We start from the raw sequence: 19,514 nt of genomic DNA, 5'->3' as shown, positions 1-19,514 counted from the left end.
TTTTCCAATCTCGGAATAAAGGTAAGTCTTCGCCTGTTTGTTGCCAATTAAGCGTTGCTTTTTTACCTAACTATTCTTCTAGATGACAGAATTCCGCTGGAGATTTTAGCAGAGTCAGAGTAAAAGATGTGCGCCACAAGTCGCCAGCTTCAGAACTTTCTGCAGGAGAGCTAGACACCTCGATCGTACCATTCAAGTGCTCTACTAAACACTTTACCAGCGCCAGACCCAAACCCGTACCCGCGATCGCCTGGTCAGTAATGCCTGTCCCGCGGCGGAATTTGTCAAAGATGTGGGGTAAATCAGCAGCAGAAATGCCGCCCCCGAAATTAGAGAGGCTCAAGACAATGCAGTCACCAGCCTCAGAAACCTCGAAAATCACCGCACTTCCAGCAGCCGAGTATTTGCCAGCATTCGTCAGCAGTTCCAGCAGCACCCGCTTGAAACTGTCCAGGTCGGTTTGCAGCGAAGGGGAAGACTTCGGCAAATTTACCTTCAGAGTCAATCCTTTCTGTGCCCAATTTTTTTCAAAATCCCCAGCTAAATCTTGAATTAAATGCTTGAGATCGATTTCGATCGGAGCCATAGGGACTTGCTGCGGTTCAAACTGCTTGAGAGCCAGCAAATCGTTAACCAGAGCGGTTTGCTTAGAACACTGCTGTTCTAGAATGTCGAGATTCCTAGCCCGACTTGCTAAGGGCTGTTCTGCTTGTTTGAGCATCAGAATCGCCAGCTTCATGATGGTTAAAGGGGTACGCAACTCGTGACTCATTGTACTGAGAAACTCGTCTTTCATCAGTTTCAATTTGCGTAGTTGCTCTCGTTGATTGGCAGATTTTGCGTACAGTTTTTCCTGCACCTCCAGACTTTGCTGCAACTGAGCAGTTCTATCTTCGACTAGGGTTTGCGCTTGCTTGAGTTTCTGATTTTGGATAATCGCCTTGCTGACTCGGGAGCACACTGATTCGAGCACTTCCAATTCTTCAGGACTCCAAGGGCGGGGCTCGGAGTGCTGCAACACCAAGAACCCCAAGACGGTTTGCTCTTTGTTGGTGTCGGTGAGGGGAACTAGCAATAGGGCGCGAATGTTTTGGAGTTTCAAGATTTCTGCGAGTTTCTCTGGTTCCTTGCCGATTAATTCGCTGGCGTCAGCGAGGGTGAGGGGTTTGGGTGCGGTGTGGAATGCTCGATCGCACAAATTAGATTCCGACAGCCAAAAACCGGGAGAGTTATTTGATTTTGAGTTGGAGATTGGGGATTTTGAATTAGCTGTTTTTTCTGTGTTTTTTGTTTTGCCACTCGCACTTTTTTTCTGGACATTGTTTGATTTTAGTGTTTGTTTATTGGCATTTTTTTTAACAGCGAATTCGCAAACTAATTCGACTTTTGCTTTGGGCGTTTGAGTCAGGGAAGATGTTTCTAAGAGGGGTTCTGTATATTTCAGCAGCAGGATTTGACCTCTATCTACTTGCAGGGTATCGACGGTACGTTCAATAACTCGCTGCAAAATTAGATCTACTTCTGAACTCGTCTCAATCGCTGCGGCCACAGATTTGAGAAGATTTTTGTATTGAGCTTGTTGCTGTAACTGTTGTTTTAAACTGGCAATTTCTTGATTTTTTTGAATGTGACAAATCGCGATGCCGATCGCGTCTGATACTGCTTCTAGGCGCTTTTTGTCGGCGGCCGACCACTCGTGAGGTTGCGACTTACCAACAACTATTATCCCATTTACAGCTCCTCCAAATCGTGCTGGCCCTGCCAAAATTGCCCTCCAAGACAGCGGTGTCGCGGGGGAATTGGGCGATGAAGCTGCTGCTGTATCGAGATAGTCTGATATCGCCACTATTTCGCCGTCTGCTAGGACTTTGGCCAGGAGTGGATGGTCGAGTGATATGTTGGGCGATTCTAATTTTGTGGTTTGGGACTGTTCCGCTGTTTGAGTTGAATCCGCTGCGACAGGGGCAGGATTTGGGCGATCGCTCTTATTTTCCCAGCAAGCATTGGGATTTATTAGTTTCTGGTTAGCTACAGCAGCAACCAAGCAGAAATCTACCCCCCATGCAGCCCCCAAAGTATTTGCTATTTGCAGGAGGACTTCTCGATCGATGCTGGTAGCGAGAATTTGGTAAAATTGCGGCCCATTAAGGGCGGGATCGACCTGATACTGCATAAGACGATCCAGAAATTTTGGGACTGATACTGGTTCTGTGATTTGTGGTAGATGCAAAGTGCAAGACTGGCGATCGGTCGATCGGTCGATCGATCTTAGTAACGTCTTGATTTCCCAGGCGATCGATCATGGCAAATAAGCCTTTATGTTTAAATAGTGTTTGAGCTGGTGCTGCAAATTGAACCTATCAATCACAGTCAGCTTAACTGTTATGAGCCCGCTTTCTGTGTTTGTGTAGCTTGCGGGCGGGTCATTCTCTGTAGGAAAATATACCTCAAGCGGATCGAGTTTTATTTTGCTCTTTTCTACCCTTCGATCTGTACTGGATGATTTTGACACCCTCGTGCCTGATCGGGATAAATCCCATCCCACTAATTTTCATGCGCCCAAAAACGGGTACTTGCTTTCCGACACTTTTGTCATGGAAATCCCAAGATTTTAGAGTCTTGTTCTGGTTCCTAGATTGAATGCTGAAATTGACATCCTCACCGGGCTAAAGCCACGGTGATTCTAAACATCACTGTTTAGATTTCCTCTTTCTACGACCCGACTTATTTGAAGGAGTTTCCTCACTCAAACAGAGGTCGATGTCTCCAGAGGCGTTTGAGGTTCCCGTGTGCCCCACGGTACGCAATCCTAGTTCTAATATATTGCGAGCGGCGTTCCAATCTCTTTCTAAGACAAATCCACAATGTGGACAAATATGTGTTCTTTGACTTAACGATTTCTTCGCGACTTTCCCGCAATTAGAACAATTTTGACTTGTATAGTGTTGAGGCACTGCAACAGTCGCCACCCCAAACACTTTGCCAAAATATTCAACCCAATTTCTAAAAGCTGTCCAAGCTGCATCTGATATAGACTTAGACAACTTTCTGTTTTTAACCATGTTACGCACCGACAAGTCTTCGTAGGCTACCAAGTCGTTGGACTGGATTACGCACCTTGCTAATTTCACGGCAAAGTCTTTACGTCGCCTACTTACCTTGAGGTGTTTTCTGCTTAAACGATTCCGAGCCTTAACTCTATTTTTAGAGCCTTTCTGAGTTTTAGAGAGTCTCCGATTAAGCTTTTTAAGTGACCTTTGGGACTTTCTCAGATGGCGTGGATTCTCTACGGTATTTCCGTCAGAGTCTGTATAGAAGTACGTTAACCCGAAGTCTAAACCAATGGTTCGTCCAGTAGGTTCGCGCTTCTCATTTCGTTCCGCATCAATACAGAATTGTACATAGTACCCGTCAGCTCGGCGAACTACGCGCACCCGCTTGATTTGATTTAACTGATAGAAGTGTAGGTCACGAGTTCCCCATAATTTAAAACTTCCTGCTTTAAATCCATCGGTGAAGGTTATATTTCGTCTGTCTTCAGAAAGTTTCCATCCACAAGTTTTGTATTCAACAGAACCATGTGTTTCATGCTTTTTAAATCGCGGGAAACCTTTTTTACCGGGTCTTGCTTTCTTGCAGTTGTCGAAAAACCGCGCAATCGCTGACCAAGCTCTTTCTGCAGAAGCTTGTCTTGCCATTGAGTTGAGCTTGGCTGCCCAAGGAAACTCCTTCGCTAAGACTACGCAATAAGCGCTTAAGTCGTAGCGACCTACATCTTTTGTGTCCATCCAGTACCTGATGCAGCTATTCCGAATAAAACGAGCAGTACGAACGGCTTCGTCTAGCCGTTCGTACTGCTCGTTTTTTCCTTCTAGCTTGGCTTCAAATACTAACATTTACGTCGCTGTGATGGATATAAAGACTATAGCACGGTTTTGGCTAAATTAAAGTCGTCCTATAAGGACGGGGCTTTAGACCCAGTTTTGTGGTAAATCTTCAATACGAAAATCGACTGATCGTTATGATTATCAAGCTTTTCTAGAGACCGCTTGGTGACACTCCTCTGCTGAGTTTGTGATGTTTCCTATTTAAGTTTGTGATCCTAGCAAAATTTTATTGTGATACAAATCAGCCGATCGAGTGATGGCGATCGCAAAAATTAAAAAATCCCCAAATCCTTACTCGCGGTCTGGCTGATGGTTACGAAGTTTTTGCTCAAAAAATCATTTTTTACTGCTTATAGAGACACTGAGCCAGCTATCTTGTTAAATTTATGCAACTTTCCTGCTTACTTATTTTGTGCTTCCTCTTGGGCGTTATCACTATTTTGGCGGTACACAGCCGTCCGGTTGACAGCAGTCGTGTAGCGGGGATGATTTGGAGGCACGGCGGCCATCAAATCCGAAGCTTGCTGCCACTTAGCAGCTACCATTAACCAATCCTGGCGAGATTGAGCATTTTTGCCCTCGGTGGCTGCTTGCTCGGCCGTTCGCACAGCTTGTGCAAAAGAGTCCACAGCAGAATTAGCAGTCTGCTGAGAAATTTTCTTTTCTGGTGTTGCCAGACTTGGAGTAGCAACGGCTTGGGTGGTGGCTGCGGTGCTGTTTGGCACTTGGGAATTGAGCCCTTTGTAGATGGCGGCGGTCGCAGCGAGCAACAGCACGGTCAAGCCGACACCGGCAACGAGACCGTGCGGTAATTTTCGCGGTTCCTGCATCGATCGAAGTGGAGCAATTCTCGGCAAAGCCCGCTTGCCCCCTCGATCGTGGCGTTCGTGATGGGCGGCGGCCAAACGCTTGAACAAATTCGGCTTTCTGAGTTTAATTTGTTGAGACCACAGCAGTTGATTTTCGGGATCGCGGCTAATTTCTTCGAGCCACAGCAGTTGGTGTTCTCGGACAAGCCTGCTGTTGATGTTGACTCGGCGAATATTGCGGGGATCTAAGCCCTCCAAAATTTCTCGGACTCGATCGACCAAACTAGACTGTTCTAGCAGTTGGGGTGTGGCAGCTTCGCACAGCAGTTGCAGCACACCTTCGGCAAAAACGGCTCTAGCCCTGACTCCTACCTGTGCGAGCTGGTCGTTAAGGATTTGAATAATCGCTGCCACGGAGCCCAGGCGAGCTTGTCGAGCAATATCATCTATTTGTTGATTCACCATAAAACTTCTTGACGCTTAGCAGTCTGTATATTTATCAATCCAAAGTCTCGGATCTAATTTTTACTCCTACAGGTTATCACTGGCGCTGCCAGGTTAAAATGAACTGGTGCAAATTTTGCATATCGATCGCACTTAAAACTATCAGCACAGCCGAAGAGCTCGCGCCAAAAGGAAATAAATAAACTATGGGTAAAGTAATTAGCGGTAAAATTTTTGTTTTAGACGACAACATCGATACAGATCAAATTATTCCAGCCGAATATCTGACCCTGGTGCCCTCGAAGCCCGACGAGTACGAGAAACTCGGCAGTTATGCGATGATTGGGTTGCCCGATCGCTACGGCAAGTTTATGGAAGCCGGCGAAATCAAAACCCAGTATCCGATTATAATTGCTGGCGAAAATTTTGGCTGCGGTTCTTCGCGGGAACACGCTCCGATCGCTCTGGGGGCTGCGGGCGTGAAAGCCGTGGTAGCTTTGTCTTACGCGCGGATTTTCTTTCGCAATTGCTCGGCTACTGGCGAATTGTATCCGATCGAATCGGTCGATCGACTTTGCGATGTATTTGTAACAGGCCAAGAAGTGACGATCGACTTTACAGCAGAGCAAATTATCAACCACACTCTCGATCGAACTTTCTCGCTCAAACCTTTAGGAGAAGTAGGGCCGGTAATTGATGCCGGAGGGTTGTTTGACTACGCGCGCCAAACGGGAATGATTGCTGCTCGGTAAAGACTGCAAAGAAACCCGATAGCAACCACAGGGATTGCCTACAAAAACCGGGTTTCTTGATTTTGTTTGTATTGATGTCCGCCTACTTTTATTTTGAAATTTGGTAGTGCCTAACAAGTAGAAAACTTATGCAACTGGCACACTTCTATTGACTTGTAGAGTGCTCTACTACTTTCGTTATAATAGGGCGACGATCGAAAGTTTGAAATAGTAGAGTACCTTAATACTTGTGAGACTTGCGTAAATCCTAAAGTAATGAGATATCCTAGAGTTTTGTGGGAACTCTGGCGTTGCTGAGTGAAGGTTTTCTTGGCTAGCGATCGGGATTTAGGGGAAGCAATCGGGGTCTCGGATCGGACAATTTTTCCCACAGAACCTGCTCAATAGCTGTACCCTCCTAGCGCCCGATTTCAACATCTTCAAGGATACCGAGGGCGTCGGGAACAAGGACAGCAACGGAATAGTATGCGCTGACCAGGTAAGAAATAATAGCCTTTTCCTCGATGCCCATCAATCGGACAGACAGGCTAGGTTGGTATTCGTCAGCGATACCCGTTTGGTGCAAACCGATCACGCCCTGGTCTTCCTCACCAGTCCGCAACACCAAGATAGAACTGGTCTGGTTCTTGGTAATTGGGATCTTGTTACAGGGAAGAATGGGTGTATTGCGCCAAGTGATTACCTTGCTCCCATCCATGTCAATGCTGTCTGGGTAGATGCCTCGGCGGTTGCACTCCCGACTGAAGGCGGCAATTGTTCGGGGATGAGCCAGGAAGAACTTCGACTTCCTCCGACGAGTAATCAATTCATCAAGATCGTCGGGGGTGGGAGGACCGCTGCGGGTGTAGATACGCTGTTTCAGGTCAGCATTGTGCAGCAACCCGAATTCCCGGTTATTGATCAACTCGTGTTCTTGACGTTCCCGCAATGCCTCCACGGTCAGGCGCAGTTGTTGTTCCGTCTGATTCATCGGTTCGTTGTACAGATCCGCGACGCGAGTATTCACCCGCAACACAGTTTGGGCAACGCTCAACTCATATTCGCGGGGCGAGAGTTCGTAATCAACGAAAGTCCCTGGCAACTGGGTTTCCGCAAGATGACCGGCAGACAATGCGATCGAAGCTTCGCCCTGCTTGTTTTGTGGTTGTTCGGCACGAGTCCTAAACTGTTCAACATGAGCCTGCAACGCCCCCGACTGGTTGAGCAGTTCCCGAAACGCCTGTTGTGGTAGCGCCAATACGGTGCATCGGGTCACAGCCTTGATTGTAAACTTCCAAGTGCTTTCTGACTCCACCAACACATGATCGCCAAAATGATCGCCATCTGCCAGCATATCCAGCAAAGGCTCCTCGCCATACTTGCCAACAACCATCTTGTTGACCTTGCCATGAGCGATCGAGAAAAGCCGATCGGCCGGCTGACCTAACTGCACGATGATATCACCAGGTGCGAACTCCTGTTGCACAAACCGACCTGCTAACGCACTCAACACCGCGATGTCGTCAAACCCTCGCAGCAAGGGCAACTCACACAGTTCTTGGGGAATCACCTGCACCCTCGCTCCGGTGTTGGTGAAAGTCAACCGCCCATCACCCACTGTATAGGTCAAGCGACGGTTCACCCGATAGGTGCCACCCTTCGTCTGTACCCACGGCAACATCTTCAACAACCACCGCGATGTAATTTCCTGCATCTGCGGTGCAGATTTGGTCGTCGTCGCCAAATTCCTAGCAGGGGCTGTACCCAAACTCAGTTGAGGCTGTTGACCCTCAACATCCGCAGCCGAATCATTAGAATACGTCATTACCTCATCCTTTAGTTACTAACAAAAATGCAAGGACTTACGCAAATTCTGCCATTAACCGCTATCTAGTAGGATGACATTTGCGTAAGTCCTGAGTGCCTAATCCAATAGATAAGAAGTTAAGGCGATAACCCTTTTGCCAATTGCTCATTGACACAAGTTATTTCCCTGAATCTCTCACAAATATTTAGCGCCCGATTTCGACATCTTCGAGGATGCCGAGTGCGTCAGGTACTAGGACGGCTGCCGAGTAGTAAGCAGTGACCAGGTAGGAGATGATAGCTTTTTCGCTGATACCCATGAAGCGGACAGAGAGGCTGGGTTGGTATTCGTCGGGGATACCCGTTTGATGTAAGCCGATCACCCCTTGTTTTTCCATACCAGTGCGGAGCAAGAGGATAGAACTGGTGCGGGCCTTGGTGATGGGGATCTTGTTGCAGGGGAATATGGGTACGCCGCGCCAAGCCGTCACTTGAGCGCCGTTCATATCTATGCTGCTTGGATAGATACCCAAGCTGTTACACTCGCGACCGAAGGCTGCGATCGTGCGGGGGTGAGCTAGGAAGAACGATGGCTCCTTCCATACCGTAGCCAGCAGTTCGTCGAGGTCGTCGGGGGTGGGTGTGCCACCACGGGTATAAATGCGCTGTTTGAGGTCAGCGTTGTGCAGCAACCCAAAATCTGGGTTGTTGATCAACTCGTGTTCTTGACGTTCCCGTAATGCCTCGACGGTCAGCCGCAATTGTTGCTCGGTCTGATTCATCGGTTCATTGTAGAGATCGGCTACCCGGGTACTGATCCGCAACACGGTTTGGGCGATGCTCAATTCATATTCCCGGGGTGCAAGGTCGTAATCGACGAAGGTTCCCGGCAACTCGGTCTCCGCGAGATGTCCCGCTGCCAGGTCGATGCAGGCTTCACCGTGCATGTTCTGCGGCTGTTCCAAGCTGGCTCTGAACTCCTCAACATGAGTTCGCAACGCTTCCGACTGGTCGATCAACTGCTCAAACGCCTGTTGGGGTAGCGACAACACTATGGTTCTGGTAATCGCCTTGAGGGTGTACTGCCAAGTGTCGTCGGACTGCACCACAGTTTCATCGCCGAAATGGTCGCCGTCGGCGAGCACATCCAATACGATTTGCTCGTCATACTTGCCAACACCAATCTTGTTCACCTTGCCATGAGCAATCAGGATCACGCGATCGGCCGGCTGACCAATCTCGACGATCACCTCGTCTGGGGCGTACTCCCGCTGAACAAACTGATTTGCCAAGGCAGTTAACACATCAAGGTTGTCAAACCCTCGCAGCAAGGGCAACTCAGTAAGTTCGTGGGGAATCACCTGCACCGTCGCTCCGGTGTTGGTGAAAGTGACGCGCCCATCACCGACGGTATAACTCAACCGACGGTTGACTCGAAACACGCCACCCTTCGTCTGTACCCACGGCAATAGCTTCAACAACCACCGGGATGTAATTTCCTGCATCTGCGGTGCAGATTTGGTCGTAGTCGCCAAATTTTTGGCAGCGGCTGTACCCAAACTCAGTTGGGGCTGTTGACCCTCAACATCCGCACCCGAATCATTAGAATATGTCACAACTTAATCCTCAACTATCTAGTTACTAAAAAACTCGGTCTAATTTGACCGAACGCTGACCAAAGAACCCACTCCAACAAAACCTATTTTCTTACAGAAGGGTCTGAATTGCTCGACCAAATATTGTCAAAATGATTTCCCGCACCGACCAACGAGCAGATCCGTGCAGCCGAGGTTCCCAGCCCTGTGGGGCCGCCCAGCAGCCGCGCGATCGGGGAAGCACTATTACGCAATTCAAATTCCTTATAGCGGTCTACCTTGATATGCCACCTGAGTACGCCGCACATCCAATTTTCTAATTTCTCGACGTATCCCAGCAATTTCTCGCGGGTACTTTCATCCAGGTTGAAATCGTCGAACAGGGCAGGCAATTCAGTGGCAACAATGTGTTGAAACTGTTTTGCCCGATCGGTCATCAAATTGTTCACAATCTCGACAGCCTGGGGTATATGGCAGTTGAGGAAATTCTGCACAACTAGCACGAGGTTATGGATTTCGCCCTCAAATTCGATTTCTTTTTGGTAGGAGAAGATGTCGTTCGTGAAACAGGCAAAGTCGGCCGCAGAATTCTCCAGCGATCGCATCGGCCGGCTGTAGTAAATCTCCATCGGGATCTCGCCGCCCTGGGCTAGTCGAGACAAGCTCATCGTCAAATCCGAGCCAAAGGTCTTACGGCGCATCTCGATATAATCGATCGGGTCAGGAATCCGATTTTGGATCTGGTTGGCGAGTTCCCACACCCAACTGTCAGTCATATCCTGAATCGCGCGGCGGAACTCAGTCCGCGCGGTGAGGGACATGGGCCCAGCAGTGCGAGACCAAATATCTGCCAAGCCCCGTTCCACCGGATTAGTCGGCACGGCAGGGGGAGTGGAGTCGTCGAGGGGCATGAAAACCGACATTCGGGCGTTGAACACTTTCGCACCAACTATGTCCCGGTTATTTCCGTAGATGGCTGGGAAGTAATCGTCGGCATAGGTTCCCCACACCAGCCAGCACGCTGTCAGATTCAGCTCATCCTCAGACCCTTTGGGATGAATCCACGCACCGCATAGGGCGACATCGGCAACATCAAACTTGTGGTCATTCCAGATGAAGCCATCAGGAATGCCCGGTAGCTCGTCCAGCATCCCCATCTGCCGTGCCCATTCCTTGGAATGCTTCCGCGCCTCATCCAGATTGGGATTCAAAGTGGTAGAGAAGGGCATATAAAACTTAGGCAGTTTCGCTGGCCCTACAGCCTGGTAGGGAACGTGAGTAAAGCTATTGAACCTTCCTAAACCCAAGGTGGAGTATAACGATTCCAACCGCAACCCCGATGTCCCTAACCCTGTGGGGCCTAGATTCAGCGTCGGTGTCGCAGAATTACCCGCTTCCTCGTTCATGTAGCGGCTCGACCTCATGTGCCACTCGTGACCGCCCGACTGCCAATCCTGAAGTCCTTTGATGTAAAGGAGAACGTTCACACGCTCTACGGGGTCTACTCCGTGTTCCTCAAAGAGGGAGGGCAACTCGGTAACAGCAGTGTTGTCAAACTGATATAACCGCGAGTTCAGCAGCTCGTTGGTGAGATTAGCCGCCTCTTGGGTACTAATATTCAAGAAGCGCTCAAGTACAAGCACACAATTGGAATTTTCACCTTCATCTTCCACTTCTCTCTGGTAGGAGAACAGGTCGTTGCGAAGATGCACTGCATCGGCAAATGTGTCTTTTAAGACTCGCATCGGTCGAGTGGCGGCAATTTTAGCTGGAACTTCTACAAACGCAGCGTGTTCGACGAGATGGGCTGACCAAGGTGCGCCACCGACTTTACGCCGCATCTCGATATATTCGATCGGGTTGGCAATCCGATTTTGATTGATATTGGCGAGTTCCCACATCGACTCATCTAAGAGGTGCTTGGTACTCTCAAAGAATCGTCGCCGCCATTCCACAGACTTAGTAAAGGCAGTGCGAGACCAGAGGTTTAACAAACCGCGCTCTACTGGGTTGGTGGGAACGGGAGGGGTTTCGTTAGGGAAAATCGGCATAAATGCGGGTAGTCGATCGAGGTATTCCTTTGCCCCAACCAAATCTTGACTGCGCTTATAGATTTCCAGAAAGTGATCGTCAAAAAAGAATACCCACACATACCAGTCGGTTACTAGGTCAAGTTCCGTCCCTGGTGCGTCTGGATGGGTGTAAGAGCAAAGTAAAGCGTAGTCATGGGCATCGAATTTGCGTTCGTCCCAAATAGGTTGCTCTTGGGCTTCCTCTTTTGAGCCAAGTATGCCCATATCGTAAGCCCACGCCTTGGAATGAACTCGCGCTGCTTCCAGGTTTGGGTTCAGTCGTGCCGGCCAAGGCATATAAAATTCTGGCAGTTTAAATGGTTGCATGATCTGCGCGTAACCTTCTGTTGGGTCTTCTTGCTATTTTTTGCCGACCAACGGCTGAGCTGTGGCAGTTGGCTAGCATTCTCGCCGCCCTAGCCAGGTCTCATATGTGGTTTGTTAGTGATTGTACTGTACGCTAGTTCATATTCACGGTAGCGATCGAATCAATAAAACTCAATAAAATCCGCTGGTGAGGAATGCCAAAAGGTCGCACATCTCCAGACTTTTGAGAATAGCATTTACCAGCCCGAATATCCTGGGCTGTCAACAACTGCATATCCCAACCTTCGTGCAAAACTAAATCCTTGACATCCGCACTAAGCTGTGAATGAAAAACATGGCGAACAACATCTGCTTCGACATCGCAACCGAAAAAAGAGATAGTAGCAGGAACCCAGCTAATTTCCTCTACCAATTCTCGCAACAAAGCCACTTCCGGCGTTTCCCCCGGCTCCAAGTGTCCGCCAAACAAAGCCCAATGTCCGGGATACCTAATATTAGGAACATCGTCCCGCAACTGGCAGAGAAACTTGCCGTCTCGGTATAAAATGGCGACCGCAACATGAATTTTAGTCATTGGTTATTGGTTATTTGTTATTGGTTATTGGTCATTAATCATATCGTTTCCGGTTGCATCGGAATAATAAAATCGAGTCAACAGTCAACAGTCAACAATCATGTTTGAGTGCAACCGGATTTGATATCATTAGTCATTAATCATAAAGGTTTAGCGACTTAGGATATACGGAATCATTTATTGTCTATGGGGCGGTTTCACCAATAATATCGAACATCAACAAACAATTTTAATAAACCAGCACCCACCCCACAGACAATATCCCAACCACATCAAAATCAATCTTAATTAGCGAACAAATTCGCCTGTACCTATTGCGAAGCATCGGCCGCTGAAATGCGCTTTAATTGTTTCAGTTCCTCAACATAAACTTCACCTAAATCCTGTCCTGCCAATCCCTTTAGCGTAATACTTTTGTAGCGGACTTCTCCCTTCAGCAAAACTTCATCGCCAAGCTGGGGCAAAGCTTGCTTAGTTAAAATCCAAATCTTACCGGTACTGTCTTGGATTTGATAAGCCGCATTCCCCACAAAAGGAGCGCGATTTTCCACCTTTCCCCGGAGATAAACTTCACTATCGACTTGCCGCTTTTGTTGAATGTCCGCAATATTAGTAACATTAAAACCAAAATTGAGTTGAGACATCGGTAAATTGCCACAACTGAGCAAACCGCTGGTAAGTATTAGTAATAAAGAGCCAGTGGAGAATCTTTGAACCCAAACTTGCTTAATTGCATATGTAGTCATTAGGTCAACTGATTTGAGATTTGAGATACGACTTACTTTAACAGAATCTCCAGACTCGATCGCAAGAGGCGAAATTCCTCTAGTTTAGTCCGAGTCTGCGATTAAGGTAAAATCTAAAATCGTCAGCCCCTAACCCAGAGTCTACAATGGATTCCAAAACTGCTCAAATACTAGATGGCAAAGCTTTAGCGACAAAGATTCAAAGCGAGCTGAGCGATCGAGTCCGCGCCCTACAGCCCCAGATTGGGCGTCCTCCGGGACTTGCAGTGCTGATGGTGGGGGACAACCCAGCCAGCGCGGCTTACGTGCGTAACAAAGAGCGAGCCTGCGCTAAAGTTGGCATAGCTTCCTTTGGCCAGCATTACCCAGCAAATGCGACTCAAGCTGAGCTCGAACTTGCAATTAGGGCGCTCAACGAGGACGATCGAGTAGACGGCATTTTAGTACAACTCCCCCTACCAGAAAACTTAGATGCAATTGCGCTGCTGTACCAAATTGCCCCAGACAAAGACGCAGACGGATTGCACCCTATAAATTTAGGCCGCTTAGTGCGCGGGGAAGAAGGTTTACGCAGTTGTACTCCCGCCGGAGTGATGCGGTTATTGGAAGAATATCAGATTGATTTGAAAGGAAAAAATGCCGTTGTTTTGGGGCGCAGTATTTTAGTAGGTAAACCGATGGCGCTGATGCTGTTAGAAGCTGATTGTACTGTGACTGTAGCTCATTCGCGGACGAAAAACCTAGAATCTATTACCAGCCAAGCCGATATTTTGATAGCTGCAGTCGGGCGCACAGAAATGATTTCAGCTAATATGGTCAAACCGGGAGCAATAGTAATTGATGTAGGTATTAACCGCGTCGTAAATCCAGACGGTACTAGCCGTTTGGCCGGAGATGTAAATTTTGATGCTGTGAAAACAGTAGCCGAATTTATCACGCCAGTGCCGGGAGGAATCGGGCCGATGACTGTTGCTATGCTGTTGGAAAATACAGTTTCGAGTTATCAGAAAAAGATAGTTTAATGCGCCTGTAGCGGTAAGGTGCGCCTGCTGGACGCACCCTACATCATGCGGGTTATGCGATTGATTGTACCTCTTGCACTCACTCACAAATTATCTGCGTTTATTTGTGTTGATCTCTCTGACATCTACGGTTGCAGGATCGAGCATTTATGCAAAAAGTCTATTAAATACCGTACAGGCTAATTGTGGCTGCGGCGACTATTGTTTGACAGCAACAACGCGAATTCGTCGATAATCCGCAATCCAATTACCATCGCGGTAAAGAGTTGGCCGCAAACGTTCTTCAACTGCGTTAATTACGTGCGATCGCACTTCCGGCGACAAACCCGACAAAAACTCGCCTGCAAACATCTCAATCCAATTTACCATACCAGCGCTGCCGCCGGCTAGGAGAGTCGGGCGATCGAACAAAACCGCATAAACCACCTCAAAACCCTGCTTTTCCAAAAGTCCAGCATACTCGCTGATACTCGGAAAATACCAAGGATTAAGCGATTCAGGCTCCCCCAAGCCAATTTCTGACAAAACACTCAAAAGCGTCCGGGCGATCGCCCCCACATTCCCCTTACCGCCAAACTCAGCCACAAAACGCCCTCCCGGCCTCAGCGCTTTTTCCACACAATCGATCGCAGCATCCGGCTGCTTAATCCAGTGCAAAACAGCATTAGAAAACACAGCATCTAACGGCTGTTCCACTTGAAAATCCCTAGCATCAGCAGCAGAGAAATTAATGTGAGGATAGTTAACTTTTGCCGTAGAAATCATCGCCAAAGACGAATCAATACCTTGCACAAAAGCACCGCTTTCAGCAATCTTTCCAGTTAACTGTCCCGTACCGCATCCCAAATCCAGAATTTGTTCACCAGCCTTCGGAACCAGCAACTCCAAAAGCGATTCACCGTACTGCCAAACAAAAGCATGATTTCCCTCATAAAGAGCTGAATTCCAAAAAGCTTGTGCCATCTCATCTCTCCTCTTCTCTTCTTTTCTCTTCTCTTCGCGTTCTTCGCGCCTTCGCGGTTCGTTATTAAATCATTTCCCAGCAAGCAGATTAATTCCATCCCCCTCAATTCTGCAAACCCTAATATTTTCCAAAATGCGCGCACCCTGCTTTTCATAAAAAGCAATACCAGGCGCATTCCCAGTATTAACAGTCCATTCAATCCGCCCGCAATTTGTGGACTCAGCAATTTGCGCCAAATGTTTCAACAAAGCTGTACCCACTCCCATACCGCGCATAGGAGCTTGCACAAACAAATCATCAAGCCAGAGGCACGGCTGCGCCAACAAACTTGAATAGGAAGGATAAAACATCGCAAATCCTACCGCTTTTCCTGCAACTTCCGCCAACAAAACCCGCACTAGCGGACGATTGCCAAATAAAGTTTCCTGCAATTTATCTGTTGTTGCTGCTAACAGATGTCTGGCTCCATCAAACTCGCTTTTTTGCGAAATAAAAGCCAGAATGAGTTCCAAATCTGCCAGCTCTACTTCTCTAATTTTGATATCCAAATTAGCCATTATTTGAATTCTCAATTTCACCTATTAATCACTGTATTAAATGCCCTCATAAATGTCCAATACTTGTTTAAACAACAATTTATACTTTTAAAATATTATTAAGGAATGGGAAATTATGGAACTGCGACATTTGCGTTATTTCATTGCGGTTGCAGAAGAGTTGAATTTCACTCGCGCAGCCGAAAAACTGCACATGGCTCAACCTCCGCTGAGCCAACAAATTCAGCATTTGGAGGCAGAATTGGGTTTTCAATTGTTTCGCCGCACCAAGCGGACGGTGCAGCTAACGGAAGCGGGACAGGTTTTTTTTGAGGAATCACAAAAAATTATGCAGCAAGTCGATCGCGCAATTCAACTCGGCAGACAAACCAGCCGCGGCGAACTCGGCCAACTAACTGTAGGCTTTGTGAGCTCTGCCGCGCACAATGTGGTTCCACCCATTTTGCAGGCGTTTCGCACTCGGTGTCGGGCCGTCAAACTCGAATTGCACGAACTCACAACTAACGAACAGTTGCAGCGGTTGCGGGAAGGGCGCATTGATATCGGCTTCGTGCGCCCTCCAGTCGAGGAAGACGGGATAAATTCCGAAATCGTGTTTCGAGAACCTCTGATGGTGGCGCTACCAGAAACGCATCCTTTGACCGATCGCCCTTACGTGGAATTGCGCGAACTCTCAGGCGAACCGTTCATCTTATTTGGGCGTTCCCAGGCTCCGGGATTGTACGATGCGATCGTCAGTCTTTGTCAACAAGCCGGTTTTAGCCCGATCGCCGGTCAAGAAGCAATTCAAATGCAGACAATTATCAGTTTGGTAGCCGCCGAGATGGGCGTGGCGATCGTCCCGGCATCCATGCAAAATTTCCAGCGCAGCGGGGTTGTTTACAAATCTTTGCCAGAATCAACCTGCATGGTGGCGATCGCCCTAATTTGGCGCAACCATCCTACGGCAGCGGTGCAGCGGTTTTTGGAAGTTGTCAGGCAAAGTGGCGTATTTGAGATTTGAGATTGTAGATTTTAGATAAACGGGTAATTTCACAAAGTTATCAAAACTCAAAGATTTTCTGTGCAACAACACCCTTAGAATGATTAATTGATACTCGGAGTGCGGATAACCACCGCCCTAAAAGTCGGCCAGATTCGACCTGAACAACTCAAAGTATCTCCATTCACATTCAGTACAAGAGAGCAAGGGATGGTATTGGCAACAGAAATGGATTCTTCCACACCGGAATCCGCTTTCGACTTATCTACTTACTTAGTCGAGCAAAAAAGGGCGATCGAGGTAGCTCTCGACAATGCACTACCGGTCATCTACCCAGAGAAAATTTACGAAGCCATGCGCTACTCGCTGCTAGCGGGCGGCAAGCGCTTGCGTCCGATCCTGTGTTTGGCTAGCTGCGAACTCGCCGGCGGCACTACCTCTATGGCAATTCCGACAGCTTGCGCTTTGGAAATGATCCATACAATGTCGCTAATTCACGACGATTTACCGGCAATGGACAATGACGACTACCGGCGCGGCAAACTGACAAACCACAAAGTCTATGGCGAAGATATCGCTATTTTGGCTGGGGATGGTTTGTTGACCTATGCTTTTGAATTTATAGCCAGTAAAACTCAGAACGTACCCCCCCAGCAGGTGTTGCAGACGATCGCCCATTTAGCGCGAGCTGCCGGGGCTGGTGGACTCATCGGCGGTCAGGTGGTTGACGTGGAGTCGGAAGGAAAGACAGATGTTTCTCTGGAAACTTTGAATTATATTCACGCTCACAAAACCGGCGCGCTGTTAGAAGCCTGCGTAGTTTGTGGGGGAATTTTGGGTGGGGCTTCGGCTGCTGATTTGCAGCGGATGTCTCGTTTTGCCAAGAATATTGGGCTGGCTTTCCAGATAATTGACGATATTCTGGATATTACGGCTACTCAAGAAGAATTGGGCAAAACTGCTGGGAAAGATGTTATAGCAGGGAAAGTGACTTATCCGAGTTTGTGGGGAATTGATGAGTCTCGGCGCCAAGCTTCGCAGCTTGTTGCTGATGCTAAGTCTCAACTGGCAGTGTTTGGGAGCAAAGCTCTACCGCTGCTGGGGATTGCTGATTTTATTACAAGCCGCAGTAACTAGAAATACCAAACAGTATGCAGGAAATTTGCAGCGGCATTTTAAACAATCATGTACTGATAGTGGCTTTGATCGCTTGTCTGGCGGCTCAAGTATTAAAGTTGCCGATCGAATTAGTCAAAAATCGTAAATTCAATCTTCGGAATTTAGTAACCACCGGCGGAATGCCCAGCGCTCATTCTTCCTTTGTCGGCGCTTTAGCGGCTGGTGTGGGACAAACGATGGGGTGGGAAAGTTCCGAGTTTGCGATCGCCACGATTTTTGCAATTATCGTTATGTATGATGCTGCTGGCGTCCGCCAAGCCGCCGGCAAACAAGCCCGCATTCTCAACCAACTAATTGACGAGTTTTTTGAGGAAGATCACAACCTAAATGAAGCTCGCCTGAAAGAGTTGCTGGGACACACTCCCTTTCAAGTGGTCGTCGGTTTGGGGCTGGGAATCGCGATTTCTTGGATTGCAGGGCCTGCCTATTAAGTTTTAAGTACGGAGTAGACTTGGATCAGTGGTGTTTTTTTGACAAGTTGGAGGTAAATGTCGGCTGCGGGAATTAATATTTCGGCAACTAATCTGTCTCAAGATCAGAAAAACACCCGAATTTTTGGGAATTTTATGGCAATACCTATTATTTAATTAAGCAGTTTAAAAGGTTCAAAAAGTTTTTTTAGTTACCGCTCCTTGGAGTAGTTTTGTTATGATCCAAAGACTATATATAAACAACTTCAGATGCCTAGAAAACTTTGAACTGAAGATACAGGGAATGCCATCGGCTCTTTTGATTGGAAAAAACGGTGCAGGTAAATCAACTATTGCTTCTGCATTAGAAGTCCTTCAGAAGATTAGTCGAGGCATCAATAGAATGCGCGAACTTGAAAAACTGAAGCTGATTAGCCCGAAAGATTTCGCTCGTGGGAGGTCTGATGTCCCGATCCGCTTTGAAATAGAAGTATTACTTGAAGATAAATTATACAAATATATCCTGGCGTTTGATTTGCCAGAAAAATTTAACTTGTGTTGGCTGCTAACAAATCCTATGGCCCTCTTTTTTGCTTCTGGGATGAACCTGACAACTATCTATCCTTATCGGAGGTTGGACATTTTGTCACATCACTGCGACGCTCATTTAAGAATAGCGGACAAATCTTAGTGACATCGCATAATCCTGAAGCAATCCGAAAGTTTTCAGATGAAAATACCTTTTTATTATATCGAAACAGCCACTTAGAGCCAACTTTAGTCAGACCGCTGAGTGAAATGTCTGTTAAAGGCGACCTGATAAATCGCTTGATTGCTGGCGACATAGAGCTATGAGTAATAATTATCTACCGCACATTCATGTGTTGGCCGAAGATGATCATAATCGCCAGATTGCCAACGGATTTCTTCTTGAGCTAAACGATAACCGTGCTGTTAAAGTCCTGCCACTTGCTGGTGGTTGGAAAAAAGCTGTGGAGGAATTAACTAATAAGTATGCGTCTGAAATGCGACAATTCCCAGAAAGAATGATGGTTTTGCTCATTGATTTCGACGATAGTAAAAATCGGTTGAGTTATGTAGAAAGTCATATTCCAGACGATCTAAAAGCAAGAGTATTCGTGTTGGGAGTGCTATCAGAACCCGAGAATCTAAGGACAGACATCAAAAAGACTTTTGAGGAGATTGGAGAAGCTCTTGCAAAGGATTGTTCTGACAATACAAATGAGTTATGGGGACATAATCTTCTCAAACACAACAAGCCAGAACTAGATCGTATGGCGAAGTTTGTCAAACCATTTTTGTTTAAATAAATAGGGCTTGCTGGATAAGTGCAGAAAGGTTACACGGCGCGGTTATACGATCGCGCGATCGAGAGTTTAGTGCAAGAT

The 19,514-nt window shown here is 47.5% G+C and carries 17 protein-coding genes; 7 read left to right on the top strand and 10 right to left on the bottom strand.

Features of this window, described 5'->3' with window-relative positions:
* Window positions 1–70: 70 nt before the first annotated feature.
* The 3 genes from QUA01_RS09900 to QUA01_RS09890 form a co-directional block, all read right to left on the bottom strand.
* Window positions 71–2,173 carry a GAF domain-containing sensor histidine kinase gene (locus QUA01_RS09900; protein ID WP_333092603.1) on the bottom strand — a complete coding sequence of 701 codons (2,103 nt, stop codon included), beginning with the start codon at window positions 2,171–2,173 and terminating at the stop codon, window positions 71–73.
* Between the two features lie 517 nt (window positions 2,174–2,690).
* A complete protein-coding gene (locus tag QUA01_RS09895; protein WP_333092604.1) occupies window positions 2,691–3,896 on the bottom strand; it encodes an RNA-guided endonuclease InsQ/TnpB family protein in 1,206 nt (401 codons plus the stop codon).
* Window positions 3,897–4,288: 392 nt separating this feature from the next.
* On the bottom strand, window positions 4,289–5,161 hold the full coding sequence (locus tag QUA01_RS09890; protein ID WP_333092605.1) for a hypothetical protein: 873 nt from the start codon (window positions 5,159–5,161) through the stop codon (window positions 4,289–4,291).
* Window positions 5,162–5,346: 185 nt separating this feature from the next.
* On the opposite strand from QUA01_RS09890, the gene QUA01_RS09885 reads away from it, so the two are divergent.
* Window positions 5,347–5,892, top strand: coding sequence for a LeuD/DmdB family oxidoreductase small subunit (locus QUA01_RS09885; protein WP_333092606.1), 546 nt, complete (start codon window positions 5,347–5,349; stop codon window positions 5,890–5,892).
* A gap of 397 nt (window positions 5,893–6,289) precedes the next feature.
* On the opposite strand, the gene QUA01_RS09880 is transcribed toward QUA01_RS09885, so the two are convergent.
* The 5 genes from QUA01_RS09880 to QUA01_RS09860 all read right to left on the bottom strand — a co-directional run bounded on the left by QUA01_RS09880 (window position 6,290) and on the right by QUA01_RS09860 (window position 12,991).
* Complete coding sequence (locus tag QUA01_RS09880) at window positions 6,290–7,696, bottom strand: family 2B encapsulin nanocompartment shell protein (RefSeq protein ID WP_333092607.1); 1,407 nt, start codon at window positions 7,694–7,696, stop codon at window positions 6,290–6,292.
* Window positions 7,697–7,883: 187 nt separating this feature from the next.
* Window positions 7,884–9,293, bottom strand: coding sequence for a family 2B encapsulin nanocompartment shell protein (locus QUA01_RS09875; protein WP_333092608.1), 1,410 nt, complete (start codon window positions 9,291–9,293; stop codon window positions 7,884–7,886).
* Between the two features lie 83 nt (window positions 9,294–9,376).
* Entirely contained in the window at window positions 9,377–11,671 is a 2,295-nt protein-coding gene (locus QUA01_RS09870) for a family 2 encapsulin nanocompartment cargo protein terpene cyclase (protein WP_333092609.1), read from the bottom strand.
* A gap of 133 nt (window positions 11,672–11,804) precedes the next feature.
* Complete coding sequence (locus QUA01_RS09865; protein WP_333092610.1) at window positions 11,805–12,245, bottom strand: NUDIX hydrolase; 441 nt, start codon at window positions 12,243–12,245, stop codon at window positions 11,805–11,807.
* Window positions 12,246–12,556: 311 nt separating this feature from the next.
* Window positions 12,557–12,991, bottom strand: coding sequence for a DNA-binding protein (locus tag QUA01_RS09860; protein ID WP_333092611.1), 435 nt, complete (start codon window positions 12,989–12,991; stop codon window positions 12,557–12,559).
* Between the two features lie 146 nt (window positions 12,992–13,137).
* Here QUA01_RS09860 and folD point away from each other — a divergent pair, with 146 nt between their 5' ends.
* On the top strand, window positions 13,138–14,013 hold the full coding sequence (gene folD / locus QUA01_RS09855; RefSeq protein WP_333092612.1) for a bifunctional methylenetetrahydrofolate dehydrogenase/methenyltetrahydrofolate cyclohydrolase FolD: 876 nt from the start codon (window positions 13,138–13,140) through the stop codon (window positions 14,011–14,013).
* A gap of 198 nt (window positions 14,014–14,211) precedes the next feature.
* Here folD and QUA01_RS09850 read toward each other — a convergent pair whose 3' ends face one another.
* Window positions 14,212–14,976 carry a class I SAM-dependent methyltransferase gene (locus QUA01_RS09850; protein WP_333092613.1) on the bottom strand — a complete coding sequence of 255 codons (765 nt, stop codon included), beginning with the start codon at window positions 14,974–14,976 and terminating at the stop codon, window positions 14,212–14,214.
* A gap of 69 nt (window positions 14,977–15,045) precedes the next feature.
* Window positions 15,046–15,534 (bottom strand): GNAT family N-acetyltransferase, encoded by a 489-nt coding sequence (locus QUA01_RS09845; RefSeq protein WP_194066328.1) that lies wholly within the window; start codon window positions 15,532–15,534, stop codon window positions 15,046–15,048.
* Between the two features lie 115 nt (window positions 15,535–15,649).
* On the opposite strand from QUA01_RS09845, the gene QUA01_RS09840 reads away from it, so the two are divergent.
* The 5 genes from QUA01_RS09840 (at window position 15,650) to QUA01_RS09820 (ending at window position 19,436) form a co-directional block, all read left to right on the top strand.
* Window positions 15,650–16,537, top strand: a complete 888-nt coding sequence (locus QUA01_RS09840; RefSeq protein ID WP_333092614.1) for a LysR family transcriptional regulator — start codon at window positions 15,650–15,652, stop codon at window positions 16,535–16,537.
* Window positions 16,538–16,726: 189 nt separating this feature from the next.
* A complete protein-coding gene (crtE, locus tag QUA01_RS09835) occupies window positions 16,727–17,653 on the top strand; it encodes a geranylgeranyl diphosphate synthase CrtE (RefSeq protein ID WP_333092619.1) in 927 nt (308 codons plus the stop codon).
* 14 nt (window positions 17,654–17,667) lie between these two features.
* Entirely contained in the window at window positions 17,668–18,126 is a 459-nt protein-coding gene (locus QUA01_RS09830; protein ID WP_194008601.1) for a divergent PAP2 family protein, read from the top strand.
* A 217-nt stretch (window positions 18,127–18,343) separates the two neighbouring features.
* The gene (locus QUA01_RS09825) at window positions 18,344–18,796 is read left to right on the top strand and encodes an AAA family ATPase (protein WP_333092615.1); all 453 of its coding nucleotides are present in this window, start codon (window positions 18,344–18,346) and stop codon (window positions 18,794–18,796) included.
* A gap of 160 nt (window positions 18,797–18,956) precedes the next feature.
* Window positions 18,957–19,436 (top strand): hypothetical protein, encoded by a 480-nt coding sequence (locus QUA01_RS09820; protein ID WP_333092616.1) that lies wholly within the window; start codon window positions 18,957–18,959, stop codon window positions 19,434–19,436.
* Window positions 19,437–19,514 lie beyond the last annotated feature (78 nt).

It is taken from the genome of Microcoleus sp. S36a_B3 (assembly GCF_036700745.1).
Taxonomy (GTDB): Bacteria; Cyanobacteriota; Cyanobacteriia; order Cyanobacteriales; family Microcoleaceae; genus Microcoleus.
Note: the sequence above shows the minus strand (reverse complement) of the source record. Positions and strands in the feature narration are given on the sequence as shown.

Coding starts and splice junctions, on each gene's coding strand:
- QUA01_RS09840 (WP_333092614.1), top strand. CDS start 15,650: ATGGAACTGCGACATTTGCGTTATTTCATTGCGGTTGCAGAAGAGTTG.
- crtE (WP_333092619.1), top strand. CDS start 16,727: ATGGTATTGGCAACAGAAATGGATTCTTCCACACCGGAATCCGCTTTC.
- QUA01_RS09895 (WP_333092604.1), bottom strand. CDS start 3,896: ATGTTAGTATTTGAAGCCAAGCTAGAAGGAAAAAACGAGCAGTACGAA.
- QUA01_RS09860 (WP_333092611.1), bottom strand. CDS start 12,991: ATGACTACATATGCAATTAAGCAAGTTTGGGTTCAAAGATTCTCCACT.
- QUA01_RS09830 (WP_194008601.1), top strand. CDS start 17,668: ATGCAGGAAATTTGCAGCGGCATTTTAAACAATCATGTACTGATAGTG.
- folD (WP_333092612.1), top strand. CDS start 13,138: ATGGATTCCAAAACTGCTCAAATACTAGATGGCAAAGCTTTAGCGACA.
- QUA01_RS09845 (WP_194066328.1), bottom strand. CDS start 15,534: ATGGCTAATTTGGATATCAAAATTAGAGAAGTAGAGCTGGCAGATTTG.
- QUA01_RS09850 (WP_333092613.1), bottom strand. CDS start 14,976: ATGGCACAAGCTTTTTGGAATTCAGCTCTTTATGAGGGAAATCATGCT.
- QUA01_RS09890 (WP_333092605.1), bottom strand. CDS start 5,161: ATGGTGAATCAACAAATAGATGATATTGCTCGACAAGCTCGCCTGGGC.
- QUA01_RS09885 (WP_333092606.1), top strand. CDS start 5,347: ATGGGTAAAGTAATTAGCGGTAAAATTTTTGTTTTAGACGACAACATC.
- QUA01_RS09825 (WP_333092615.1), top strand. CDS start 18,344: ATGATCCAAAGACTATATATAAACAACTTCAGATGCCTAGAAAACTTT.
- QUA01_RS09900 (WP_333092603.1), bottom strand. CDS start 2,173: ATGCAGTATCAGGTCGATCCCGCCCTTAATGGGCCGCAATTTTACCAA.
- QUA01_RS09820 (WP_333092616.1), top strand. CDS start 18,957: ATGAGTAATAATTATCTACCGCACATTCATGTGTTGGCCGAAGATGAT.
- QUA01_RS09865 (WP_333092610.1), bottom strand. CDS start 12,245: ATGACTAAAATTCATGTTGCGGTCGCCATTTTATACCGAGACGGCAAG.
- QUA01_RS09870 (WP_333092609.1), bottom strand. CDS start 11,671: ATGCAACCATTTAAACTGCCAGAATTTTATATGCCTTGGCCGGCACGA.
- QUA01_RS09880 (WP_333092607.1), bottom strand. CDS start 7,696: ATGACGTATTCTAATGATTCGGCTGCGGATGTTGAGGGTCAACAGCCT.